Origin of the sequence: Microcoleus sp. S13_C5 (genome assembly GCF_036700845.1) — a bacterium.
Classification (GTDB): Bacteria; Cyanobacteriota; Cyanobacteriia; order Cyanobacteriales; family Microcoleaceae; genus Microcoleus.
In genome coordinates, this window is sequence record NZ_JAUBPR010000005.1 from 84,742 (window position 1) to 108,428 (window position 23,687).

Annotated in this window: 19 protein-coding genes; 8 read left to right on the forward strand and 11 right to left on the reverse strand. The window is 47.4% G+C overall.

Annotation, left to right across the window (positions count from 1 at the left end; genetic code table 11):
• Positions 1–129: 129 nt before the first annotated feature.
• Positions 130–669 (forward strand): MgtC/SapB family protein, encoded by a 540-nt coding sequence (locus QUA04_RS02890; protein ID WP_333253575.1) that lies wholly within the window; start codon positions 130–132, stop codon positions 667–669.
• Between the two features lie 330 nt (positions 670–999).
• Here the strand turns inward: QUA04_RS02890 and QUA04_RS02895 are convergent, their stop codons facing one another.
• Entirely contained in the window at positions 1,000–2,100 is a 1,101-nt protein-coding gene (locus QUA04_RS02895; protein WP_333253577.1) for a precorrin-8X methylmutase, read from the reverse strand.
• Between the two features lie 315 nt (positions 2,101–2,415).
• On the opposite strand from QUA04_RS02895, the gene QUA04_RS02900 reads away from it, so the two are divergent.
• Entirely contained in the window at positions 2,416–4,329 is a 1,914-nt protein-coding gene (locus tag QUA04_RS02900; RefSeq protein WP_333253579.1) for a heavy metal translocating P-type ATPase, read from the forward strand.
• A gap of 316 nt (positions 4,330–4,645) precedes the next feature.
• The gene (locus tag QUA04_RS02905; RefSeq protein ID WP_333253614.1) at positions 4,646–6,712 is read left to right on the forward strand and encodes an elongation factor G; all 2,067 of its coding nucleotides are present in this window, start codon (positions 4,646–4,648) and stop codon (positions 6,710–6,712) included.
• Between the two features lie 93 nt (positions 6,713–6,805).
• Here QUA04_RS02905 and QUA04_RS02910 read toward each other — a convergent pair whose 3' ends face one another.
• The 6 genes from QUA04_RS02910 to petP all read right to left on the reverse strand — a co-directional run bounded on the left by QUA04_RS02910 (position 6,806) and on the right by petP (position 12,042).
• Positions 6,806–7,195, reverse strand: a complete 390-nt coding sequence (locus tag QUA04_RS02910) for a HEPN domain-containing protein (RefSeq protein ID WP_333253582.1) — start codon at positions 7,193–7,195, stop codon at positions 6,806–6,808.
• Positions 7,192–7,857: a hypothetical protein gene (locus tag QUA04_RS02915; protein WP_333253584.1), complete on the reverse strand. Its 666-nt coding sequence runs from the start codon at positions 7,855–7,857 to the stop codon at positions 7,192–7,194. Before QUA04_RS02915 ends, QUA04_RS02910 begins: the two co-directional genes overlap by 4 nt.
• A 20-nt stretch (positions 7,858–7,877) precedes the next feature.
• Positions 7,878–8,294: a hypothetical protein gene (locus QUA04_RS02920; RefSeq protein WP_333253586.1), complete on the reverse strand. Its 417-nt coding sequence runs from the start codon at positions 8,292–8,294 to the stop codon at positions 7,878–7,880.
• A complete protein-coding gene (locus QUA04_RS02925) occupies positions 8,221–10,287 on the reverse strand; it encodes a tetratricopeptide repeat protein (protein ID WP_333253588.1) in 2,067 nt (688 codons plus the stop codon). Before QUA04_RS02925 ends, QUA04_RS02920 begins: the two co-directional genes overlap by 74 nt.
• Positions 10,288–10,500: 213 nt before the next feature.
• The gene (locus QUA04_RS02930) at positions 10,501–11,595 is read right to left on the reverse strand and encodes a Get3/ArsA fold putative tail anchor-mediating ATPase NosAFP (RefSeq protein WP_333253590.1); all 1,095 of its coding nucleotides are present in this window, start codon (positions 11,593–11,595) and stop codon (positions 10,501–10,503) included.
• 246 nt (positions 11,596–11,841) lie between these two features.
• Complete coding sequence (petP, locus tag QUA04_RS02935) at positions 11,842–12,042, reverse strand: cytochrome b6f subunit PetP (protein WP_333054278.1); 201 nt, start codon at positions 12,040–12,042, stop codon at positions 11,842–11,844.
• Positions 12,043–12,711: 669 nt separating this feature from the next.
• On the opposite strand from petP, the gene QUA04_RS02940 reads away from it, so the two are divergent.
• Both QUA04_RS02940 and QUA04_RS02945 read left to right on the forward strand, forming a co-directional pair.
• Positions 12,712–13,818: a FecR family protein gene (locus QUA04_RS02940; protein WP_333253592.1), complete on the forward strand. Its 1,107-nt coding sequence runs from the start codon at positions 12,712–12,714 to the stop codon at positions 13,816–13,818.
• Positions 13,819–14,055: 237 nt separating this feature from the next.
• Positions 14,056–15,870: an adenylate/guanylate cyclase domain-containing protein gene (locus tag QUA04_RS02945; protein ID WP_333253594.1), complete on the forward strand. Its 1,815-nt coding sequence runs from the start codon at positions 14,056–14,058 to the stop codon at positions 15,868–15,870.
• 128 nt (positions 15,871–15,998) lie between these two features.
• Here the strand turns inward: QUA04_RS02945 and glsA are convergent, their stop codons facing one another.
• Positions 15,999–16,925, reverse strand: coding sequence for a glutaminase A (gene glsA, locus QUA04_RS02950; protein WP_333253596.1), 927 nt, complete (start codon positions 16,923–16,925; stop codon positions 15,999–16,001).
• 449 nt (positions 16,926–17,374) lie between these two features.
• On the opposite strand from glsA, the gene QUA04_RS02955 reads away from it, so the two are divergent.
• The gene (locus QUA04_RS02955; protein WP_333253598.1) at positions 17,375–17,716 is read left to right on the forward strand and encodes a hypothetical protein; all 342 of its coding nucleotides are present in this window, start codon (positions 17,375–17,377) and stop codon (positions 17,714–17,716) included.
• Here the strand turns inward: QUA04_RS02955 and QUA04_RS02960 are convergent.
• Entirely contained in the window at positions 17,713–18,792 is a 1,080-nt protein-coding gene (locus tag QUA04_RS02960) for a YdcF family protein (RefSeq protein WP_333253601.1), read from the reverse strand. The genes QUA04_RS02955 and QUA04_RS02960 overlap by 4 nt on opposite strands.
• Before the next feature lie 270 nt (positions 18,793–19,062).
• Positions 19,063–20,550, reverse strand: a complete 1,488-nt coding sequence (gene pap, locus QUA04_RS02965; RefSeq protein ID WP_333253603.1) for a polyphosphate:AMP phosphotransferase — start codon at positions 20,548–20,550, stop codon at positions 19,063–19,065.
• 708 nt (positions 20,551–21,258) lie between these two features.
• On the opposite strand from pap, the gene QUA04_RS02970 reads away from it, so the two are divergent.
• Positions 21,259–22,218 carry a GNAT family N-acetyltransferase gene (locus QUA04_RS02970; protein ID WP_333253605.1) on the forward strand — a complete coding sequence of 320 codons (960 nt, stop codon included), beginning with the start codon at positions 21,259–21,261 and terminating at the stop codon, positions 22,216–22,218.
• Positions 22,219–22,360: 142 nt separating this feature from the next.
• Here QUA04_RS02970 and QUA04_RS02975 read toward each other — a convergent pair whose 3' ends face one another.
• Positions 22,361–23,299: a calcium-binding protein gene (locus tag QUA04_RS02975; protein WP_333253607.1), complete on the reverse strand. Its 939-nt coding sequence runs from the start codon at positions 23,297–23,299 to the stop codon at positions 22,361–22,363.
• Between QUA04_RS02975 and QUA04_RS02980 the strand changes: the two genes are divergently transcribed.
• On the forward strand, positions 23,274–23,687 hold a 414-nt coding region (locus tag QUA04_RS02980), incomplete at its 3' end, for a hypothetical protein (protein WP_333253609.1). The genes QUA04_RS02975 and QUA04_RS02980 overlap by 26 nt on opposite strands.

Genomic DNA, 23,687 nt, shown 5'->3' on the forward strand with positions numbered 1-23,687 from the left:
CTTAGTCTTAACTTAAACTTAACCTGATTCCCTAGTAAATCTAGCGACTAACAGGAGTTACCTTAAGTCAGCCTGCCACGCCTGGGAATGTGTGCGCGTGAAGAGCGAGTTCTAGTAGGAGTACAGGCAATGAGTTCTATCTTTTTCAGCCCCAACGATTGGCAAACAGTCACCTTTAGGCTGACGGCTGCACTACTGGTAGGCTTCGCGATCGGTATGAACCGCCAGCAGCCAGGTAGACCAGCAGGTTTAAGAACCTTTATGATTGTGAGTCTAGGCGCAGCTATATTTGTAATGATTCCTTTGCAGATGGATGGCGACAGCACCTTTTCCTCTTCCAATGCTTTGAGCCGAACTATCCAAGGAGTTGCCACAGGGGTAGGCTTTCTGGGGGGCGGAATCATTCTGCAACAAACTCAATACCCAGTGGGTAAAGCTGAAGTAAAAGGATTAACTTCCGCAGCAACTATTTGGTTGGCTGCCGGATTAGGTGCAGCGGCAGGCTGCGGTTTGTGGGTGATGAGTTTGATAGGAACGCTGTTTGCACTCTTGGTTTTGAGTGGCGTCAAACGGCTTAAGAAGTCTGCCTTAATTCGTGCTTATGCTAACAGCCAACCAAAAACACGAGTCAAAGATGCAGCCTCAGTGCCAGATCGGCAGCCCGAATAACTGAGCTTGCCTTTGAAAAAGTACAAGATATACTCACCACGGTCAAAGACAATGGTGAGTAGCTGAGTACCTTTTGCGGTTAATTGCTCTGGCTTGAATCTCCGAAATTTTTAGGTTAAAAGAGAATCAAAATGTTGTTTAGGGGTGATAGGAACCTGAGTAATTAAGTCATATCTTGCTGTCTTAAACCCCGAAAAATCGGAGTAATACTTAGAATATAAACACTTCTTTTTGCCATACTCTTTGAACTAGGTTTCAAGCCATAATTGCGCTATCCAACAAATCCAGATTAAGGATAATTTGATTTGTACGCTTTTCTCAAGCCAATTTTTACTTGAGATGACAATGACAATTCGGCTTTTCAATCAAAGACTCAACCAAAGCATTCAAAGCAACCGCCGCCAACAACCCGCCGCCAAAAGTCCCCACAGTTGTAATATAAGCAACGCCCGATCGCACTAACCGCCGTTTCGCCACCGGAGAATGACTAAAACCGATCGGCATTCCAACTACCAAAGCCGGTTGCAGTTGCCCACACTCGATCGCCTCGCAAACCGCCATCAGCACCGACGGCGCATATCCTATCACCAATATACATCCTTTTTCCAGTTTCAACAACTTATCAAACCACTCACGCTGCCGCCAGAATTCCTGTTCCGCTTCCGCCGCAGCATTGATGTGCGGGTCATCAATTAAAGTTGCAATACTTGTTCCCAAATGCGCCAATCTTGTCCGATCCAAACCCGCAAAAACAGGCGGCACATCAGCCACAATTTGACACTGATTTTTCAAAGCTTCCCGCGCCGATTTAATCGCCGTTTCGCTCAACTTCACAAACGGCAGCAGCGAACAATCTCCGCAGGCTAACACCAGTTTAGAAAGCAAGTCTACCTCAATTTCCGAGCGATCGGCCAAATCCGGCAACAAATGCTGCAACGACTCCCCAAAATCCTCCGGGTGAGTGTGCGCCCCCGCATCCCAACCCTCCCAAAGTTGTTCCCACTCATCCAACCCCCCCTCAGTTTCCGCCTGCAACAGCCTTAATTGCGCCAATGCGTCGGCTTGCACCGCTTGACAGGAAATATCCCGCCCCAGCAATCCTTCCAGCGCCGAAGCCGTTTCTCTGAGGCGAACAATTTGCTGAATAACCGACAGATATTGCCGTTGCAGAGTCGCCATCAGCGCGTCTGGGGAAGCATCCGCGTCAGTTTCTAACAGTTTGCGGATGTGAGACAGTTGAAAGCCTTGCTGCTTGAGTGCGACTATTCTTTGCAGTCTTTGCACGTCCCTGCGGGTGTACAGTCTGTAGTTAGAGGTCGATCGCACCGCCGGAGATAGCAGTCCCAAAGCGTGATAATGTCGCACCATCCGCGGGGTAATTGTGCCTTTTACCGCTTCTGTAAGTTGTTTGATTGTCAGGTATTCTTGCATTCGATTTTGGGAATTTTGGGACTGTATATTTGGCTTTCTGATTTACCCAGAGTCCGCCGGGGAATCAATTCGCCGTCTCATAGCAGAAGTCGGTTAAAACCGACTAAAACATTAAATTCAATTCTCAACTCTCTTGAGTCCTCTTTCAGAGGACTTGCGCTATGAGACAGGGATTTCAATCCCTGTCGGACTGTCGGACTCTGGGACTCAACGAGGGGCGAGTTGATGCTGGATTTATTTTAGTTTCACTCTTGACATTGACATTAATGTCAATGTTTAAGCTACAGGAGTCATCTACCAAATCAAATTTCCCCCATGACTCCCAATTCCCTCCCCATTTCTCGCCTCTGGCGCCTCGCCGAAGAACATCCAGATGCTGTGACTGCCGCCCTGTGCGGAATTCTAGTAATCTTGGGTTCGCTAGCGCTACAATTCGGCTGGCTGGGTTTAGCCGTGTTAATTTTGCCCGCAGCTTATGTTATTGGTGGCTATTCCAGCACCCGCGAAGGCTTAACTACGCTTTTTCAAGAACGCGAATTAGATGTAGATTTGTTAATGATTGTCGCTGCTTTGGGCGCGGCCGGTTTGGGGCTGTGGCGGCAAGAATATCATTTAATTGTTGACGGTGCGGTGCTGATTTTAATCTTTGCAATTAGCGGCGCGCTTGAAGGTTATGCTATGCAGCGGACTGAACGGAGCATCCGCAGTTTGATGAGTTTGACTGCGGATACTGCTAGGGTGGTAATGTACGGCGGGGAACGGTTCGTTGCGATCGACAAATTGGAAATTGGCGAGCGCATTTTAGTCAAGCCCGGAGAAATCATCCCCACAGATGCGATAATTATTGAAGGCTACAGTGCGATCGATCAAGCCTCGATTACCGGCGAATCGATGCCCGTGGAGAAAACCAGCGGCGATGAAGTCTATGCAGGTACAATTAACGGTGTCGGCGCGCTGAAACTTGAAGTGCATAAAACTCCAGAGAGCAGCTTGATTCAGCGAGTGATTCGGCTGGTTCAAGAAGCGCAAACAGCAGCGCCGCCTTCTCAAATATTTGTGGAAAAATTCGAGCGCGGTTATGCCAAATTAATTGTCGGTTTAGGCTTGCTTCTCGCAACTTTGCCGCCCTTTGTTTTGGGCTGGAATTGGGAAGAGACAATCTATCGGGCGCTGATTTTCCTAGTAGTCGCTTCCCCCTGCGCGCTGATGGCTTCGATTATGCCGGCGCTGCTTTCAGGAATTGCTAATGGGGCGAGACAGGGGATTTTGTTTAAAAGTGGCGCGCAATTAGAGATGATTGGTAAAGTCAGGGCGATCGCCTTTGACAAAACCGGAACACTCACCACGGGAAAACCTGAAGTTATCCAAATTGTACCAGCAGCCGGATATACTGAAACAGAAGTTCTGCAATTGGCTGCAGCCCTAGAAGCTCATTCCGAACACGCGATCGCCTCTTCAATTGTCAGCGCCGCCCAGCAGCAACAGTTACAATTGTCAACCGCTACCGACGTACAAGCAAAAATCGGTCAAGGAATTGTCGGCAAAGTCAACAATCAAATCATTGCCATTGGTAAAGCCGAATTTGTCGAAGCAACTTCCGAATTAGCTCAAATCAGCCAGCAGTTGCAAGCCGAAGGTAAAACAGTTGTTTGGGTGGCAAAGGGCGAGCAGCTTTTGGGAATCATTGCAGTAGCAGATACCCTCCGCCCCGAAGCAGCAGCAACGGTAAAACGATTGCAAAAATTAGGCGTAGAACATATAATTATGCTAACCGGCGACAACGAGCAAACAGCTCAACACATCGCCCGCCAATTAGGCATCAATGAAGTGTACGCCGAACTTTTGCCAGAAGACAAAGTGCAGGCAATTAAACAACTGCAAACCCAGTATCAAACTGTAGCAATGGTAGGAGACGGCATCAACGACGCCCCCGCCCTCGCTCAAGCTTCCGTGGGCATTGCGATGGGAATTTCCGGCAGCGATGTTGCTTTAGAAACTGCTGATATCGTATTAATGGCAGATAAGTTAGAGCAACTAGCTAAAGCAATTAGTTTGGGCCGTCGCGCTCAAAAAGTTATCAAACAAAACATTGTTTTTGCACTCAGTTGCATTGTCCTGTTATTAGCGGCTAATTTTTTCGGAAATATCACCATGCCTTTCGGCGTCATCGGTCACGAAGGCTCTACAGTAATAGTAACCTTAAGCGGTTTGCGCCTCCTGAGAAATTAGACACCAAAAACCGCTAAAATCGAGGCATATCCTCTAGAAATACGTTCTCAGGCTCTTCCTGGGAACGAGAGTCTTATCTGCGTTCATCTGCGTTAATCTGCCTTCATCTGCGGTTAAAAATTCAAACAAATATTAAGAAAAACTACAATTTCTGTTTGCGTCACTCAAAATACGCTAGCGTCAAAAGTAGAGAATCATACCAAAATCAGAAATTGCTCGAAACTGCAATAAAAATTAACCTAGAAAAAGTCTAGAAAATGGTATTGAGCTGATTGCACCAAGAGCAATGGAAAACAAGTTTTCTGTTGGAGGCAATATGAACGAAAAAGTCCTTGGGGCCACGCGGAACGTTGCAATTGTTGGCCCTTATTTAAGCGGTAAAACCGCACTGCTCGAAAGTTTGCTGTCGGTGACAGGGACAATTACCCGCAAAGGAAATGTCAAAGATGGCAACACAATAGGTGATAGTTCGCCGGAAGCACGCGATCGCCAAATGAGCGTAGAAGTAAACGCCGCCACCGCTGAATATGAAGGCGTCCGCTTCACATTTCTCGACTGTCCGGGCTCGGTAGAATTTGTCCAAGAAACTTACAATGCGCTCATAGGTGTGGATGCGGCGATAATTGTTTGCGAACCCGTTGCCGATCGCACTTTAACCCTCGCACCCCTGTTTAAATTCCTCGACGATTGGGAAATTCCCCACCTAGTTTTCATCAACAAGATCGATCGAGCTTACACAGACGAAACTACTTGCGGCACCAACTTCACCGAGGTGATCGACGCGCTCAAATCCGTTTCCAGTAGACCGATCGTACCTCACCAATATCCGATCGGCAAAAACGAACAAATCATCGGTTTTATCGACTTAGTAACCGAACAAGCTTACCACTACCATCCGGGCGCCGCCGCAGATCCCGTCCCGCTTCCAGAACACCTCAAAGCACAAGAAAGCGCAGCGCGGCAGCAAATGCTCGAAGAATTGGCGAATTTTGACGACCATTTACTCGAAGAATTGCTCGAAGAAATCAATCCCGACGCCGAAGAAATTACCCGCGATTTAAAGATGGAATTAGGCGCAGATTTAATTGTGCCAGTATTCATCGGCATCGCCGAACAAGATTTCGGCGTGCGGCCCCTGCTGGAAGCTTTGCTGAGGGAAGCGCCGACACCGGAAACTACAGCCGATCGCCGCGGCATTATACTAAGTGAAAACAAAGTTCTGGCTCAAACCCTCAAAACCTATTACACGCCCCAGGGAGGCAAACTATCGTTAGTGAGAATGTGGCGGGGGACGCTGGCAGACGGAGCAATTTTGAACGGCGTTCGAGTTAACGGTTTGTACCGCTTGAGTGGCCAGCAAACGCAAAGTTTGCCGTCTGTCAGCGCCGGGGAAATTGTGGCTTTGGGAAGGCTAGAAGGCTTGAAAACAGGCGATACCCTGGCGCTAGACCGATCGGAAGAATTGCCAAAAGCCGAAATCATCCCGCCTGTCTACGCACTGGCGATCGTCCCAGAAAAGCGCAACGATGAAGTTAAGCTGAGCTCCGCTTTAACTAAATTGCTAGAAGAAGACCCATCTTTAGTCTGGGAACAGCACGGCGACACTCACGAAATTATACTTTGGGGTCAAGGCGAAATCCACCTGAAAGTAGCCTTGGACAGGTTGCGCCGCAAGTATAACTTGCCGATGGTAACTCACTTACCGCAAGTGCCGTACAAAGAAACCATCCGCAAACCTGCATCTTCTATCCACGGGCGCTACAAACACCAAAGCGGCGGACACGGACAGTTTGGCGATGTGTACCTCGATATTCAACCGCAGCCTCGCGGCGAAGGCTTCAATTTCACCGACAAAATAGTCGGCGGCGTCGTCCCAAAACAGTACATTCCCGGCGTGGAAGTGGGAGTGCGCGAGTATTTGGACCGCGGCCCGCTGGGTTTCCCGGTGGTAGACGTAGCGGTGACGCTGACGAACGGTTCTTACCATTCTGTGGACAGTTCCGAACAAGCTTTCAAGCAAGCGGCGCGTTTGGCGATGCAGGAGGGAATGGCGAAGTGCGAACCGGCATTGCTCGAGCCGATCGCCAAAGTTGAAATTTGCGCTCCGAACGAGTGTACATCAAAGGTGTTGCAGTTGGTCAGCGGACACCGCGGCCAAATTCTCGGCTACGAAGGTAAAAAAGGCTGGAAGGGATGGGATGCTGTTTCTGCTTATTTGCCGATCGCAGAAATGCAGAATTTGATCGTAGAATTGCGATCGCAGACAATGGGAGTAGGATTTTTTAATTGGGAGTTCGATCGATTGCAAGAAGTGCCGGAACCTTTAGCTAAGCGGGTTTTGCTAACGACTGGCGGCAATGGAAACGGTAACGGTAAAAGTTAGGTAATTTTCTTAAAAAGCCCGGTTTCTTCAAGAAACCGGGCTTTTGCAGGAGTTGCCATTAAAGTTTATTGCGATCGATTCCTATTTGTCGGATTATTCAGTTAAGTTACTTAACGCTGAAATAATATTTTCAGCTAGCACTAACGCATTTCTCGCTTCTTTTTGTAAGTTAAACATAGTATCTTCATAATCAGCTTTATTCCTCATTTTTCTCAAGCGAGTTAAATCTTTACCTATCTCTATCATTGGCTGGGATTTTGATTGATTGTGAATAAATTCTTCAGCTACATATTGATGGTCATTGATATCATAAGTTTTATTGCGCGAGAGTCGGGGATCTTGTTGAATGTCGCGCAAGTAATTCCGTGCTAGGCAAAACACAGAATAGTAAGCTCTACTTACAGCAGAACGCAATTTTGCTTCTTCAGTGGTTCCAGCTAGCTCTTTTGCTAAATTAAAGTATTCCTCCCAATCGAATTTCATTCCCACCCCAAGTCAATGTTTAGTATATTGTTAGGAATGACAAGACTCGCGTCTAGCCACCAAGTGCGATCGAGATTTTTTAACTTTGCAAAAGCTTCATCGACTTCGAGTTTGGTGTAAATGGTAATCCACAGCGATCGCCAGTTGGCAATTTCTGGATCTGTTTTCACTTCCAAGCCTAATCTTTCCGTAGGAAATAGCGCTCGAATGCGATCGTAAGCTTCCAGAATCAAAGGTGCGATCGCTTCTTGTTCCATGATGATTTGAAAACTTTCTATAGGGTTTTCAACCGCGTACAGGCTTTTGATTTTATTAAAAGATGCAATTAAATTGTCAAAGGCTTTAGCTATTTCAGAGGGATTTTCCATTTCTTCAGGCGGCTGAGGAAAGGAAGGGCTTAAATTTGCAGCATCCGTGCTGTAAATGCTGTCACTTGTCGGCTGGTAGCGTTTGTCTTTTGATTTTGCTTGGTACTGCTCTTTTAAGTCGAGGCGTTCTTTTGTGTAAATTTCGTTCAGAGTGTTGTTTTGTTCGGCTAATTTTTCTAAAGCCAATATCTGACGACTTATATTCTCTTCCAACTCGCCAAGCTGGACAGATGAATCTAGTTTAGCTAAAGCAGCGCCAAGGGCTTGCAGACTAATAATATCTCTTGCTTTCATAATAGTCGATGGTTTGGAAGTTAGGGATTAACTTTACCAGTAATTGTGAAACCTGCCCAGTGGTAGAGATCGGCATAAGGAGGTTTATCAGATTCAATTTTAGCACGATCTCTGCGGATGAGGTTAGCTTCGTCTCTCAAATCTTGACTGCAACCGGAATTGTCTTTAATTATTTCAGACAATTCCAGATACCAGTTGGATAGTTCGCTGTAAGTAATAGTTCGGAGCCATTTTTGCGCTTCTTTGAGGGCTAGTGCCGGATGCAACTTATTTTGGCAACGCTGTTCGTTGAGAATTTCATAGAATCGAATCATCATTAAAGCGCTAGATATCTCATCGCTGGCTTTGCCTTTGTGAAAAGATTCAAAATAAGTGCCGATTTTTTTGCCGTATTCGTAGTGCCTCGTCTTTTTGCTGGTGCAACGTGCTGCAAGCAAGGCGATAGTCGCAATTGCTGGGCTGATATTTCTTTAAGCCTTCATCCCAGTTTTGAATGGCTTCAGTGTAGCGCCCTGAGTAGAAAAATACCCAACCTCGACAGACCCAAGCTTCCAATGATTGATCGCCTGTAATTTCTAAGGCTTTGTGGAAGGCTGCTTCCGCCTCACTGTAGCGGCACAGACAAGTTAAGGCAGTGCCCAGCCCGTTCCAGGCATAGTGGAATTGGGGGTCAATTTCTAAGGCTTTCTCGTAGGCTGCTTGCGCCTCAATCTTGCGATCCAGAAAACTTAGGGCATTACCCAGCCCGTTCCAGGAATAGTGCTCTTTGGGGTCAATTTCTAAGGCTTTGTTGAAGGCTGCGATCGCCTTCCTGTAGCGGCCCAAAGCATTTAGGGTAGCGCCCTGCCCATACCAAGCCTGGTGGTATTGGGGGTCAATTTCTAAGACTTTCTTGAAGGCTGCGATCGCCTCTTTGTAGCGGCCCAAATTCTTTAGGGCAATGCCCAGGTTGTACCAGGCCAAGTGGTATTTGGGGTCAATTTCTAAGGCTTTCTCGTAGGCTACGATCGCCTCTTTGTAGCGGCCCAAATCATTGAGGGTATTGCCCAGCCCATTCCAGGCATCGTGGAATTGGGGGTCAATTTCTAAGGCTTTCTCGTAGGCTGCGATTGCTTCACGGTTGCGACCCAAATCATTTAAGGTAGCGCCCAGCGCATTCCAGGCATAGTGGAATTGGGGGTCAATTTCTAAGGCTTTCTCGTAGGCTGCTATCGCCTCACTGTAACAGCCTAAATAATTTAGGGCACTGCCCAGCCCATTCCAGGCATAGTGGAATTGGGGGTCAATTTCTAAGGCTTTCTCGTAGGCTGCTTGCGCCTCACTGTAGTGGCTCAAATCTGTTAGGGCAAGACCCAGCCCATTCCAGGCATAGTGGAATTGGGGGTCAATTTCTAAGGCTTTCTCGTAGGCTGCTATCGCCTCACGATTGTGACCCAAAGCATTTAGGGTAGCGCCCAGCCCGTTCCAGGCATCGTGGTATTTGGGGTCAATTTCTAAGGCCTTTTTGAAGGCTGTTTCCGCCTCACTGTAGCGGCTCAAATCTGTTAGGGCAATGCCCAGACCATTCCAGGCAAAGTGGAATTGGGGGTCAATTTCTAAGGCTTTCTCGTAGGCTGCGATCGCCTCACTGTTGCGGCCCAAATCTTTTAGGGCATTGCCCAGCCCGTTCCAGGCATAGTGGTATTTGGGATCAATTTCTAAGGCTTTCTCGTAGGCTGCTTGCGCCTCACTGTTGCGGGCTAAATCAGCTATAACACTCCCTTTCCGATACCATGCAGCAGCGTAGTTTGGTTGAATTTTAATCGCTTGTTCGCTAAAGCCAAGTGCGCCTTCTAAATCTCCTGCATTACGACTCTCTGTTGCTTGGTTAAATAATTCTATAGCCTCTTGACTGATTCCTCTTGCTATGAGTTCTGACTGCGAGATTGAGTAGGGTTGGTTAGCATCCGATGAATTATCTGTAGAAGAAACACTCAAACTCTCCCCAGCCAACAATCGAGTAACAATATTTTCACTTATAACCGATGAATCATCCGCCGGATTCCGACTCCAACTCTCCCCAGCCAACAATTGCCTGCCGATATTCGCAGCAACCTCACTAATTTTCCCGCAATTCATCTCACCCAGCCGCACCATTCGCCCACCCAATTCTAAATGCTTTTCCGGGGATACCAGCAACCTTTCTCCAAATTCTTGCAGCCAGTTTTCCCACTCAGCATCTTTGATGTTGCAGGCGATTAAAAAACCTTTAATTTCGCCCCGACTCCAGCCTTCTTCAACACCCTCTAAGAGTTGCAAAAATTTCTGTTCGTATTCCCCAAAAGTGCGAATCGGAGTTGGCTTTGGCGGTGGGGGTGCAGGTTGTTTGCGGAAGCGCCGCTGAATTTGCCGCCACAGGTTGAGGATTCTTTGCCAAATTTGTCGGAACATTGGCTGGGTTGGTGATGTGTTGTTGGAAATTGTAGCATAAGCAACGGAGGACAGGGCAATGCCGTATCCCTACCCTCGATTAATTGTAGGGAAACGGCACTGCCGTGTCCTGACTTGGGCCGCGGAGGATACGGCATTGCCGTCTCCCTACCCACATGATTTTCGGGAAACTAAGGACTTTAGTCCTTACTAGAAACGATCTTCTTCCTTACCCTAAAAAGAAATAATCAAGTAACCATTCAGGAACTTAGCACCAGTAACAGACTTCCCAGTTAGCGCCGGAGGCAGCAAAATATTGCGCCGCTGATCGCCTGCTTCGATCGTCACTTCCGGCCCGGATTGAATCAATTTAATTTCTTTCTTGTCAAACCCAGGCAAAAACAAACTAACTAGACGCTGTGCAATGTTTATGTTAATCGGTTTAGGAGCTTTTGCGGCCTCAGAAAAATCGGGCAAAGCATCAATTAGCGGCTGCCAATTATTGTCACTGTGCGCCGGAACCGAAACAGCCGTCAAAGGATCAAACTCGGCAGTAATAGCTTCTGTAACCGGTGCTTGATTGACAATGACACCGCCCACAGTCAAACTAACTTGTTGAGAACTTCCCCAAAGATAGCGAGCAGTTGCGATCGCACTTGCATCCCCAGTCGTCACCAAAAAAGCCGCCGTGCGGTTCGGATCTGCCAGCGCTTCCTTACCCTTATCCAAAAGATTATCGACTTGCTTAGTAGATTGAAAAGCATTGTCTCCCGACAAATCCACAGTCAAGACGGTACTGACAACCGGTTGAATAAAAGGTGAAAGCGCTTTCCCCAAATCCGAATCTACCAAAGCTTGACGGAACCTGCGGATGTACCAACTCAGAATTTCCGGCATTCCCAGCATCCGCAGCGTATCCATGCCGCCATTGCCGTCATAAACAATTACATCGTATTGTTTGCTGTCCTCGTATTCCCGAAGTTCGTTCAACGCCAGCGCGCTGTCCATTCCCGGTAGCACTCCTAATTCTTGACCGTAAATCTGCTTGAAAAACGGAGTGCGGACATATTGAGCTTCTAGTTGTTTAACTTCGTCCCACCTGCGTTCTAGCAGCGGCGCGCTTTGCACCTGAACTGCTTTGAGGTTGGGGGCGATTTCCTGGGGACTGAGAGTCAGAGGAACCCCTAGCAGAATACCCAATGCAGGGCCCGGATCTTGGCCGAGCAGCAGAACTCGCTTGCCTTGAGCGGCATATTTTTTAGCTGTTGCGATCGCGATCGTACTGCGGCCAGTGCCACCTTTGCCCAAAAATGTCAAAATCAAAGCCATTTTCTGTTCTCACTGCCAAAGCTTACTCTTTAACATTTAAGCGCAACCTTCAGCCAGAGTGGGGGAGGGGGGAGAGTGGAGGAAGAGGAGAGTGGGAGAGTGGGAGAGTGGGAGAGGGGAAGAATTGGGAAAATTTTTCCTCTTCCTTCTTCCATCGGACTGACATCCGTTACATCCGTTACATCCGTTACATCCGTTACAGAATCCGTTGCCGAACTTCCTTCTTCCTTCTTCCTTCTACATCTGTTAAACGGGTTCTAGCTCATCTTCAAAGAACCAAGTCGCAAAACCGTCAAACTTGACAACCACGCCTACTCCGCTACCGTCAACCATTCTGAATCCGTCAACAGTGCCTACTGGATTCTCCTTTATCTTGCCCACCATATTTGCAGGTATCCGATCTCTGAGACGGCGCACCTTCACTCTCTGACCTACTTCTATTGCCACTGAAATTGTTCTCCTGCTCTATATAACCTATATACAACCGTTTATTTTACAGTTTGGCGTCTACTTCGGAACAGCAACACCAACAGGCGATCGCTCCCTATGATTTTCCATCGAAATTTCCACCAACTTTCCCTAAAAGACGGTATTCTAGTCGGAGTTGGTCGATCGTCTACGCTGATTCGCTTGGGTTTGCTTCATAAGGTTTCACAGCCGCCAGCTCCACTGGCAGAGGTTGTTCACCACTTAGATAATTATTTTTTATTGCTTAGCAAAAATAAGTTTTTTATTAATTGCCACAACTACAGAATTTATCCCAAATTAGTCATCCTTCCGGCAGAAGCCAAAAGGCATTCATAGGCAGTAATTAATTTTATGCTTGCTATATATAAATCTGCGCTCTCTAACGTTGACATCGGCTAAAGTTGATGCTGCAGAACACTTTGAGTCAGCTTGGCACAAAATTCCGAAGGTTAGATTTTAGCAAACTGCCATGTTGTAACAGTTTACTAAAATATGACCATAAAAAAAAGTTTTAATGCTAAACTTTCAGGCTGCTAAAGTTTATTTTTACTGCTGTGTTACGGCATAAAAAATGGAACGATTTCCGGATGTATGCCGTCTGATAGAGGAAAGGAAGTCGAGGAACTTCAATATGACAAAATTGAAATTATGAATAAAATTTTTACGTGTGGGCGATCGACCAAAATTTCGCTCCTAAGTTTGTCCTTGGCTGTGCTGGCGACTCTGTCGCCCTTTCGTGGGACGATCGCCAGTCCGCTCTCTCCATCCCCCAAACAGCAGTCGAACGCTACTAAAATTATCTCAGTCGATCGACCGCCAGCATTGGCAATCGCCTCAAAATCTCCAACAAATCCGGCAACTGTGGCGGCGAATCCATCCCCAGCACACACGATAAACGCCCAGGGAACAGCGACCGCGCGATCGCTCGAAATAGAAGAAATTCGCGGTACAGTCAGCTTTAAAGGGCGGCCAGCGGTCGTGGGCGATCGGCTACTCGCCCCCGGAGATGAAATCATCACTGGCCCCGATTCCACAGCCCGTTTAGCCATCGACAACGACGCCGGCATCGTGGAAGTTGGAGAAAAAACCACAGTCAGAATATCCAATTTGTCAAGCAGTGCAGGTGGGGAAAAAGACACAGCTATTTTTGTCAGCAGGGGGCGAGTCAGGTTGTCGATCGGCAAAACTGCTGCGGCAACTCCCGCAGCCAACACCTCAACAATTATCCCGCCGAACCAAATAGTCGCCCTCAATACCTTCAGCGGACTCGGCAAATCTAGTCAAATTGCCCAACAAAAAAGTTCTGCCAAAACTGCCCCAGTCAGAGTTGAAACCCCAGAAGGCGTCGCCGGAGTCCGGGGCACCTCCTTTGGCGTCAGCGTCGGCGAGGGCAAAACCGCAGTCGAAACTATTGAAGGTGCAGTCGTAGTATCCGGCAACACCGACTCGGAAGTAGTTGTCAACGGCGGCAACGCCACGACAATTTTCCCTCACACCTCGCCCGTGGCTCCCTCAGCGAGCCCTCGCCTAGCTCAACTCAAAGTCCGCAGTTTGTTGAGAGTCAGCGGCAATATCTATCGCCTCAGCGGTCAAATTAACCCGATCGACACAGTTTATGTCCACAACGAAGAGATTAAGATCGATCGAAATGGCAACTTCAAAATCCAAGGAATTTTACCTCCAAGTCGCCGCCTCAAAATCGTAGTGCGAGGCCCGTCAGTCACAGAACGGCATTACAGCTTCGCAGTTCGCTAAACAACCTATCGTCGCGAGTAATTTACGCGGGCAGTCTCTGAGGACGTGAGTTAGATCCTAAGTCCTATCTGGGTTGATTATTTTGTGTAGGTACGAAGCATTTTGCGGTGAATCTCGGTAGTCAAAATAAATCAATTTTGCCCCCACCCTTCGCCCTTACGGTATTGTAAAACTTCATGACTCCCACTCCTCTCGAAGTTCGGACTCGAATGTGAATTATTGCGTCAAATTAATTGCATGAAGTTCAAAGAATGGATTGATTATCTAAAACACAATCAACTAATCGGCCTCCGGCAATATATAGCAACAAACCCTCCCTGGATAACAGGGGCAGCAGTAGGTATAATGTCTGTCGCCATGCTGCACTTTGGAATGTGGAAACCCCTTGAATATTTGGGATACAAAACCCTATTTCAAATTCGAGAATCGGGAATTTTGCCAAATCCCGGATGGGATGAGAGAATTGTGGTAATTGCGATCGAACGGCATTCCTTGCAGGAATACGGTCAATTTCCTTGGCCTCGCAACCGCTACGCCCAACTGCTGGAAGCGCTGAAAAAATCCCCCCCTACAGCAGTTGGTTTTGACATTCTTTTCCTCGATCCCAGTCCGAAAGATGATATTTTAGCCGCTGCAATCGCCGCCAACGGCAAAGTTGTACTCCCTAGAACCCCCAAAGAAGAACCCGTAGCCTCTTTAAAAGCAGCCGCCGCAGGTGTCGGCCACATAGGCCAAGAAGCCGATAGCGACGGTATTACCCGCGAGTCAAAAATCTTTCTCAACGGGATTCCTAATTTCGGTTTAGCAATGACTCACAGGTACAATGCTGCTAATCCCCAAGATCCAGTATTGCTCCCACACTCAAAAAATAGGGCGGAAAAAAAAGTCTGGGTTAACTGGCCGGGGACAACCGAAAATCTACCTACCTATGCTTTTGTTGATGTCGTAAAAGGTAGAATTCCCGCAGATGCTCTGACTAATAAGTTAGTTTTAGTGGGCATAGTTGCTACCGGTTTAGACCCCATATCTTCACCTCTAAATAAGACTACGGCTGGGGTTTATTTATATGCAGCATTGGTTGACAATTTGCTCAATCAACGCTTGCTACGGCGGCTGCCGATACTGCTAGAAATTTTGTTATTGTTGGGGATTGGCCCGCTTACCGCTTTGGTTCTGGGCAACCGAGGTGTTAAGGAGAGAATTGCGATCGCTCTCGGTTTGCCTATAATTTGGATTGGGGCTGCTGCTTTGTTATTTGGCTTCTTTTTTTGGTGGGTTCCGATTGCGGCGCCTATCGGCACTCTCATTTTATCTGGCACCGCTTTGCAACTGCGGGAACAGTACGAAAAGCAGCAGTTGATGAGGTTATTTGAAAAGCACGTCGCTCCAGAGACAGCTCAGCTTATTTGGGAACGCAAAGCGGAGATATTTGAACAGGGAGAACTCGAACCTCAAGAACTTACAGCAACGGTGCTGTTTATGGATATTCGTAGTTTTACTTCGATTTCAGAAAAAATGCGACCGCGAGATTTACTCACCTGGTTGAACAATTATTTGGAAGCGATGACTAACTGTATTATGGATCACGGCGGCGTTGTAGATAAATACATTGGTGATGCGATTATGGCAGTTTTTGGGGTGCCTTTTTGTCATACCGAATATCGAGAAATTCAACAAGATGCTTTGAATGCAGTTGCGGCTTGTATTGCGATGCACGAACGGCTGCACCAACTTAATCAGCAGCTTAGAAGTGAACACAAACCTTTAATTAAGTTTGGCATCGGTTTGCATACCGGACAGTTAGTTGCTGGTAGCGTGGGCGGTTCCCGGCGTTTGAATTATTCTGTGATCGGCGATGCTGTCAACGTTGCTGCTAGATTGGAGGCGATGAATAAGGAAATTGTTTCTGACAGTCCTTTTAATTTGTTGGTGACGGCGAGGACTTTTGCTTACGTGCGCGATCGCTACGAAGGCCAAAAAGTAGGCTCGATTCAATTGCGCGGTAAAAAAGAAGAAACTGTGGTTTATGCTATTTTGGGCGAAAAGCATTAGTCATTAGTCATTAGTCATTATTTGTGATATTATGTCTGATTGATTTGACCCCATTACCATCACCAATTACCCATTATTTTACCCAATTAGTCGGGGAAATTAAAGGGTAAATTAAAGTGCAATCTCATCTAATCAAATACGCTGAGCCGCAAAGTTTTAGCTATTTTTTCTAACAAAAATAAGCCACCGATAGAATTTCCGTCTTTATCAAGGGGCGGACTGTAAAAGCCGATCGCACCCTGACCCGGAATTACCGAAAGCATTGCCCCGCTAACTCCCGACTTAGCCGGCAGTCCCACCCGCAGGGCAAAGCGGGCGGATGCTTCATACAAACCGCAAGTCGCCATCAGCGCTTTGACAGTACGGCAGTTTTCTCCCATTGCTCGATCGCCACTATTTACCAAAACCATTCCCAGCTTAGCTAAATCATCCACAGTTCCCGACAAACAGCAGACGCGATTGTAAGTTTCTAAAGCAATTTTTGAGTTTTGAAGACAACCCGATTCTACCATTTTTAAGGCGAGATTCCAATTATTTTGATTCGGCATTGCCTTCACGGAATCGAGCATTAACTCGTCAACAAATAGCTGACTGTTTGCCTGTAGATTCAGCCAATCGAGCAAGTTTTGACAGCGCGCAACAGCATTTTGACCGGGAATCAAAGACGCTAGGGCGATCGCCCCGCTATTAACCATCGGGTTTCTCGGCTTCCCTTCGTCTATTTCGAGTTGAGTTAAGGAGTTGAAAGGCAGTTCCGAAGGCTCGCAGCCAACGCAGTCAAAAACCGTTTTTTCGCCCAATTCGCACAGCAAATAAAGCAGCACAAAGGGCTTGACTACACTCATCAGCGGGAATGTTTGAGCAATGCTACCCCAGCTCAAAATTTGACCGTCAATTGCCAGAATTTGCACGGCAAACCCTTGTCGATCGGCTTGCGCTAGGAGAGGTATGTACGCGGGAATTTGACCAGATTTACTGCGATTAATTGCCTCTTTTGCCCAAGCTTGCAGTTGTTCGGGTTGCAGGCAAGATAGTTTGCTAGTGGATATTTTCACTCTCGATTATTTCGATCATTTTAAATTTTAGATTGGCACTGCTGGCGCGATATTGAGCCAGAAACCCCGTTTATTAACCGAATTGCGTCACTTGGGCCCGCTGCGGGAAGAAACTGGGTTTCTTCGGGGAGATAAACCAAGCTCGAACTTCAGGCTATTGACGTTTCGGCCCGCCGGGAACAAATAAATTTTTCATAAAAAACCTGTACTTTGCATAAAAATCTCCCCTTCACCCGGATATATAAGTAGCACCTTCAAGGCAACGCTGCTAGCCAAAACAAACAAGCACTAGCTTGAAATGCCTTCAGATTCTTATGTTTAAGCCCCAGCAAGGGGCGGGGTGCATATTTAACTTAATTCTTTCAGAGTTCGCAAAATCCTGTCCGGAAAACCCGCGAACCTTTAAGAATGTACTATCCAACCGGATTCACCAAAACCAGGATAAAAAAATGCCAGATGAAGCGAAAGCAGAAGCACCAAAGCCCGCTCCCATGATTTTTAAGGGTGTGTGCAAGGACGGAGTTCTCAAAGGCAAAGAAATTGAAGGCAAACTAGACATCAAAGTCAACGTTGAATCTGTCAAAGCGGCAGAAGCACCGCCCAAAAAATCCGAGTGGGAGCCAGTTATCTTTTGGGTATTGTTTGCATTTATGGCAAACTTGATTGTCGGCGACCCCGCCGGAATGAGAAAATACAGCTCCCCACAAAGGTCTTCTTCTCATCAGATTTTAAACCAATCTGGGGAGCAGTCGCTGTTGCCTAAGAAAAACACCAGCAACTCGCCACTTTAGGCTCTGGGAGCCTGCCAGCCACGCAAATAGTAATAGAAAGACCCGAAATATTCATCGAATACTCGCGTCGTAGTTACCAAAGCTTCTGCACTAGGCAAAAAATCTCCCGCGTCTAAGCGGAGTCTACTGGATTTCCCTCCTCTGGTGGGTTGAAAAGTGTAGAAGTCGGTAGCCCTAGGAATCACCTGGATTCCCATATTCGCAAAAGCGAGGCTGGCACGGCGCATCTGAATCGCAGATGTTACCAGGATTACTTTGCGCGGCGCGCCGCGGCTGTCGAGTATCTTTCTCACCTCTTCAGCGCTGGTGCGTATGTTGCTGCCGTTATCGTCGAGAACGATACTGCTGCGCGGCACGCCCATGTTGTTTGCCAGCAAAGTCTCGATATCCTTAGCTTCGCCAACATAACCCTCCAACTCTGGTCTGGGGCCAGCGGTAACGATGACCATAGGTGCGAGTTGTTTTCTGTACAAAACGGCAGCATAGGGCAGGCGATTGCCTGTATCTGTCAGTTGAATCGCTACTCGGTTGGGGATGTGAGGCTGAGTGGTTCCCTTGCCCAGGAGGACGATCGCCGCTGCGGTTTCGTCACAGCAAACTGTGCGGACGGCTGCGGCGGCGTCCCGTTCTGCTTGCTCGGCGAACCAATAAGCGACAACTGGCATACTCGAAAGGATCAAAACTAGCAGCGCTGCCAGGATCATTCTCGGCGCCGGGTTGCGGATGCCCCCGTTCGTGATCAGCGCCGATGCAATCACCAGCAGAGTGATTGAAAAACCCAGCGGCTTAAAGAAGAAGGCTATTAGGCCGAAAATCGCTGCTCCGACCGGGGTGTCTGGTGCAAAAAAAGCTAGGATCAAAAGGCTGATCAGTAGCAAAACGCGCAGCCGGTCTAATAACGGATTGTCTTTGCCCCCTGATTGATCCCACCACGATTTGATCAATGAGAACAGGAGGAATAGAAATAGAATGCGAGCTAACAGTTCTGGCATCTTGCAATATTCTGTGTCTTCATAAATTAGTACAGAAGTTTTGGAAACGAGCGCGAATTTAGTTGCGGGAGGAAATACGGGCATCGGTGGGTTTTTAACTTTCGCGAATAACGCAGTCCGATCGCATGTATCCTAATGCTCGCTTCCTGTCAGCTATCAACCATTGGTTGCAGGGTGAAACCCGCTACTTCCAGTCACAGATTGCTGACAGTTAATTGGTAATTGATAACTGGTAATAGTTAATTGGTAATTGGTAATGGATCGAGCACGCCGCAGGTGGAATTGACAATTCAACCCTGCTTTGTTCTGCCTACTTTTTTCCCCATTACCTGTTACCGATTCACCAATCCCAATTTATCGGCGCTTCAGTTGATTCCGAATTGCCTGCGTTACCGTTTGAATTACTTTAACACGAGCATAATACTTGTTATCCGCCGCAATTAGCGTCCAGGGAGCAAGCGGCGTGCTGGTGCGCTGAATCATTTGATTCACCGCCACTTCATAATAATTCCACTTTTCCCGATTCCGCCAATCTTCCTCGGTGAGTTTGTATTGTTTAAATGGATTGTTTTGTCGCTCTGTAAACCGCTTTAGTTGCTCGTCAGGACTGATGTGCAGCCAGAATTTAACTAAGACACAACCGAAACTGGTGAGTTGCTCCTCAAATTCGTTGATTTCCTGATAAGCTCGGCGCCACTCGGGTTCGGTGGCAAATCCTTCGACTCGCTCGACCAGCACTCTACCATACCAACTGCGATCGAAAATGCTGATTTTACCAGCAGTTGGCAGCCGCTGCCAGAACCGCCAGAGGTAGTGATGCGCTTTTTCTTCGTCTGTCGGGGCCGCAAAGGCATTAACAGTGTAACTGCGGGGGTCTAATATGTCTGTCAAGCGTTTGATTGCTCCTCCTTTACCGGCGGCGTCCCAACCTTCAAACAGCACTAACACGGGGATTTCCTCTTCGTAGATGCTTTGTTGCAGTTTGCCAAAACGGGTTTGTTCCTCGCGAAGTTGCTGTTTGTATTCGTCGGGCGACAGCGATTGAGTTAAATCTACTTGGGCCAGCAAGTCGGGTTCGGTGGGTTGCAAGCTTTCTTGAGGTGGCAATTCTACGGGTGCAGATTGCATCGGCTGTCTGTCCAATGCTTCTGTAATTGTCGCTGCCATTTGCGTTAAAACTTTGACTCTCGCCCAGCGTTGACAATCGCCTTCTACGAGCGTCCAAGGTGCGCGGCCCGTGCCGGTTTGGGCTATCATTTCTTCTGCCAAATTTGTGTATTCTTCGTATTTTTTGGCTTGTTTCCAATCTTCGGGCCGCACTCGCCAAGCTTGTAAGGTATCGTCTTCTAGTTTTTTGAGCCTATGCTTGAGTTCTTTTTTGCTCAAGTGAATCCAAAATTTGGCAATTGCTGCGCCGTCATCAACCATCTGCCGCTCGAAGGCGTTGATTTGCCGGATAACTGTTGGTACTTCTGCGTCGGAGACTCGATCGAACAATCGGTCTTCTAGAATATGAGTGTACCAACTGTGGTAGAAAAAACCAATTTTGCCGCGCGCGGGGAGTTTCTGCCAAAACCTCCATAGGAAAGGATAGCCCATTTCTGCATCTGATGGCGGCCAAATCGGGTGGACGGCAAACCCGCGCGGGTCCATGTACCCCACCATTTTTTTGACCAGCGCGCCTTTACCGGCGGCGGCCCAACCTTCGAGGACGATAATTGCGGGCAAGTTTTTTTGCCGACAAGCCAGTTGGAGCGATCGCAACTGTTTCATTAAAACTTCTATCTTTGCCTCGTAGGTTTCTTTATCGAGGGAGATATCTAAATCGAGGTTGTCGAGCATATTTACCTCATATAAATCTGAGAAAACTGTTTAACGTTAGTTTAACGTTTGGATAAAATTAAATCCCCAACTCGGGGAAAAACGTTATAAAAATTACAGTTACGGCTGGTTAAAAGCCGGAGCGCTCCTGCCTTCAAATGGCAGCCTCGTTAATACTAGCAAGATTCCCTCAATTTCAAACTTGCCAAAAAAAACGGCTCAGGTTATAGTTGCAATAGGTAACTTTTAAATAAGTTCAACTTCTCCCCTCCCCCGATCGGGCGAGTTAACAGGAGGAGCCAAAAATCCCTGAAAAAGGGTTTAGTGTAAAAGAGAGCAAAAGTAAAAATCAACTACCCGGTGGGGGTGACAACTTCTTTACTTAGCTGTAGAAACTTTATTCAAACAATAGTTACTTAAGCACCAAGCTTGGTAACGAAAGAGAGCGCGACTCATCGACATCCAGCCATAAACTCACATATAAAACTAGCCCGGAAGGGCAAACCAATTTTTATGATTGCCTAATTAGATAAAACCTGAAACCCTGGGTGATATAAACAGGTTTCTGAGTTTTATCGACACCACAATAAATCTGCATTACATCCGCGTTTATCCGCATTCCGAAGCGGTTAACAATCAAAAACTCGGATTTTTGCCAGAAATTCACTGTACTTGTTTGCCAATACCAATTAAGAGGAACAGTCCGAAATTACGGATTGCAAGTTTTCTATGAATATCCTGACAACACGCTCGTACAAGGGCGAAACTGACTGGTGCGCGATCGCAAATTTAATCGACGCTTGCGAAGCAGTGGATAGACTCGGCGAAGAAGTCTCCGCAACTGAACTCAAGCTAATACTTGATGCACCCAAACTCGACCAAGCCCGCGACGTGCAGTTGTGGGAAGATGGTAATTACAAACTGATCGGTTTGTCACTCCTAGATATGCCCGAGTCTCCAGAGGAAATAGACGCTTGTCTCTGGTTTTACGTGCATCCAAATGTCCGTAGCGAAGGTTTGGAAAAAGACATAATTAAGTGGGGAGAAAAGCGGCTGCGCGAAGTAGGAAAAGAACGGAATTTGCCCGCGAAATTGCGTACCTACAGCCGTGAGGACCAAACCGATGAGATGCGGCTGTTAGACAAACAGGGCTTTGAGGTCGATCGCTATTTTCTCACAATGGCCCGATCGCTCGCCGAACCAATACCAACACCCGAATTTCCCGCAGATTTTGCGCTCACACACGTATCAGGAGAACAAGACATCCAACCTTGGGTAGAGATGTTTAACCAGTCATTTATCGATCACTGGAATCACCACGATTTAACTGCGGAAACCGTGCGCTACTGGATGCAAGATCCGAATTATCAACCGGAATTAGACTTGATTGCTGTTTCGGGCGATCGTAAATTTGCAGCTTTCTGCGACTGTCAAATCAAACCCCAAAAAAACGCCCGCAGCGGCACAAAAGACGGTTGGATTGAATTGTTGGGTACGCGGCGCGACTTTCGGAAAATGGGTTTAGGAAAAGCGATGCTGCTGGCGGGTTTGCACTCCTTAAAAGCGGCGGGGGCAAACACAGCTAAACTCAGCGTTGATGCTGACAGTTTGACGGGGGCGACGAAGCTTTACAAATCAGTCGGTTTCCGCCCGATGGAAACTTGGATCGAGTGGGCTAAGACTGTTTAGAAAAGGTTGGCAGTGAAGGCGAGAAGCCCGACGGCTTAAAGAAGTCGGGCTTCTCAAGTGCGATCGAACTTGGCGATCGACTTTTGGGTTAAGTGCGATCGCACTTTTGGATCGAAGGGGCGATCGTACTTTTCTTGATTTCCTAAATCAACCGGAAATTAGCAGATGTTATCGCATTGGCACTCACTCCAATCATCACACCTAACTCTTCCCCTGTCAAGAGATTCTTGATGAGAGTTCCCTGAGTATTTTGACTGATTGCTAACTGACCAAAACTCAAACCTCCGGTTAATCCAATCAAATCTTGACCCACGGTAAAATCAGCGAGTATGTCAAATCCTTGACCAGCTTTTAAGACAAAGATATCATTGCCGCTACCGCCAATCAAACTATCATTGCCCAAGTCTCCGTAAAGGATATCAGAGCCTTTTCCTCCCAGGATAGTATCATTATCTTCCCCTCCATAAAGAGTATCATTTCCTTCACATCCTCCTAGGATATCTGCTCCTTCATTACCGCTAATTAAGTCATTCCCTACACCGCCGCAGATAGTATCTGAACCTAACTGTCCAAACAGGTAGTCATCACCTTGACTACCAAGCATTATGTCGTTACCTTTGCCTCCATATAAAACGTCATTATCCTTACCACCATCGATGAAATCGTCATCTTTATCACCAAGAATGATGTCATTACCTTCGCGGCCATGTAAGGAGTCATTGCCTTTGCCTCCGAAGATTAAATCGTTGCCCAATTCGCCAAGAACGATGTCGTTTCCTTGATCTCCATAGAGGATGTCGTCACCTTTGCCTCCGGTGATGAAGTCGTTGCCTTGATTGCCATTAAAGATGTCGTTGGTGGCACCACCATATAAGTTGTCATTCCCAGATTTGGCATCGAATATATTGCCGTTGTTAGTGCCGAGAAATTCATCGTTTTGGGCAGTGCCTATTTGAATTCCCGATACACCAAGTATGGTGTTTTCAACTGAGTTAGGTTGGTTTAAATTCGGATAGGCAATTTTGTCACAGATGCAGTCATCGTTAGGGAGGTTGTTGGTTGTTGGTATTGGCGTTACCAATGGTGTTGGCGTCGGTGTTTCTGCAGGGGTTGGTGCAGAGGTTGGTGCAGGGGTTGGTGCAGAGATTGGTGTGGGTGTGGGTGTTGGTGTGGGTGTTTCCCCAGGGATTGGCGTGGGTGTGGGTGTTGGTGTGGGTGTTTCCCCAGAGATTGGCGTGGGTGTGGGTGTTGGTGTGGGTGTTTCCCCAGAGATTGGTGTGGGTGTGGGTGTTGGTGTGGGTGTTTCCCCAGGGATTGGCGTGGGTGTGGGTGTTGGTGTGGGTGTTTCCCCAGAGATTGGCGTGGGTGTGGGTGTTGGTGTGGGTGTTTCCCCAGAGATTGGTGTGGGTGTGGGTGTTGGTGTGGGTGTTTCCCCAGGGATTGGCGTGGGTGTGGGTGTTGGTGTGGGT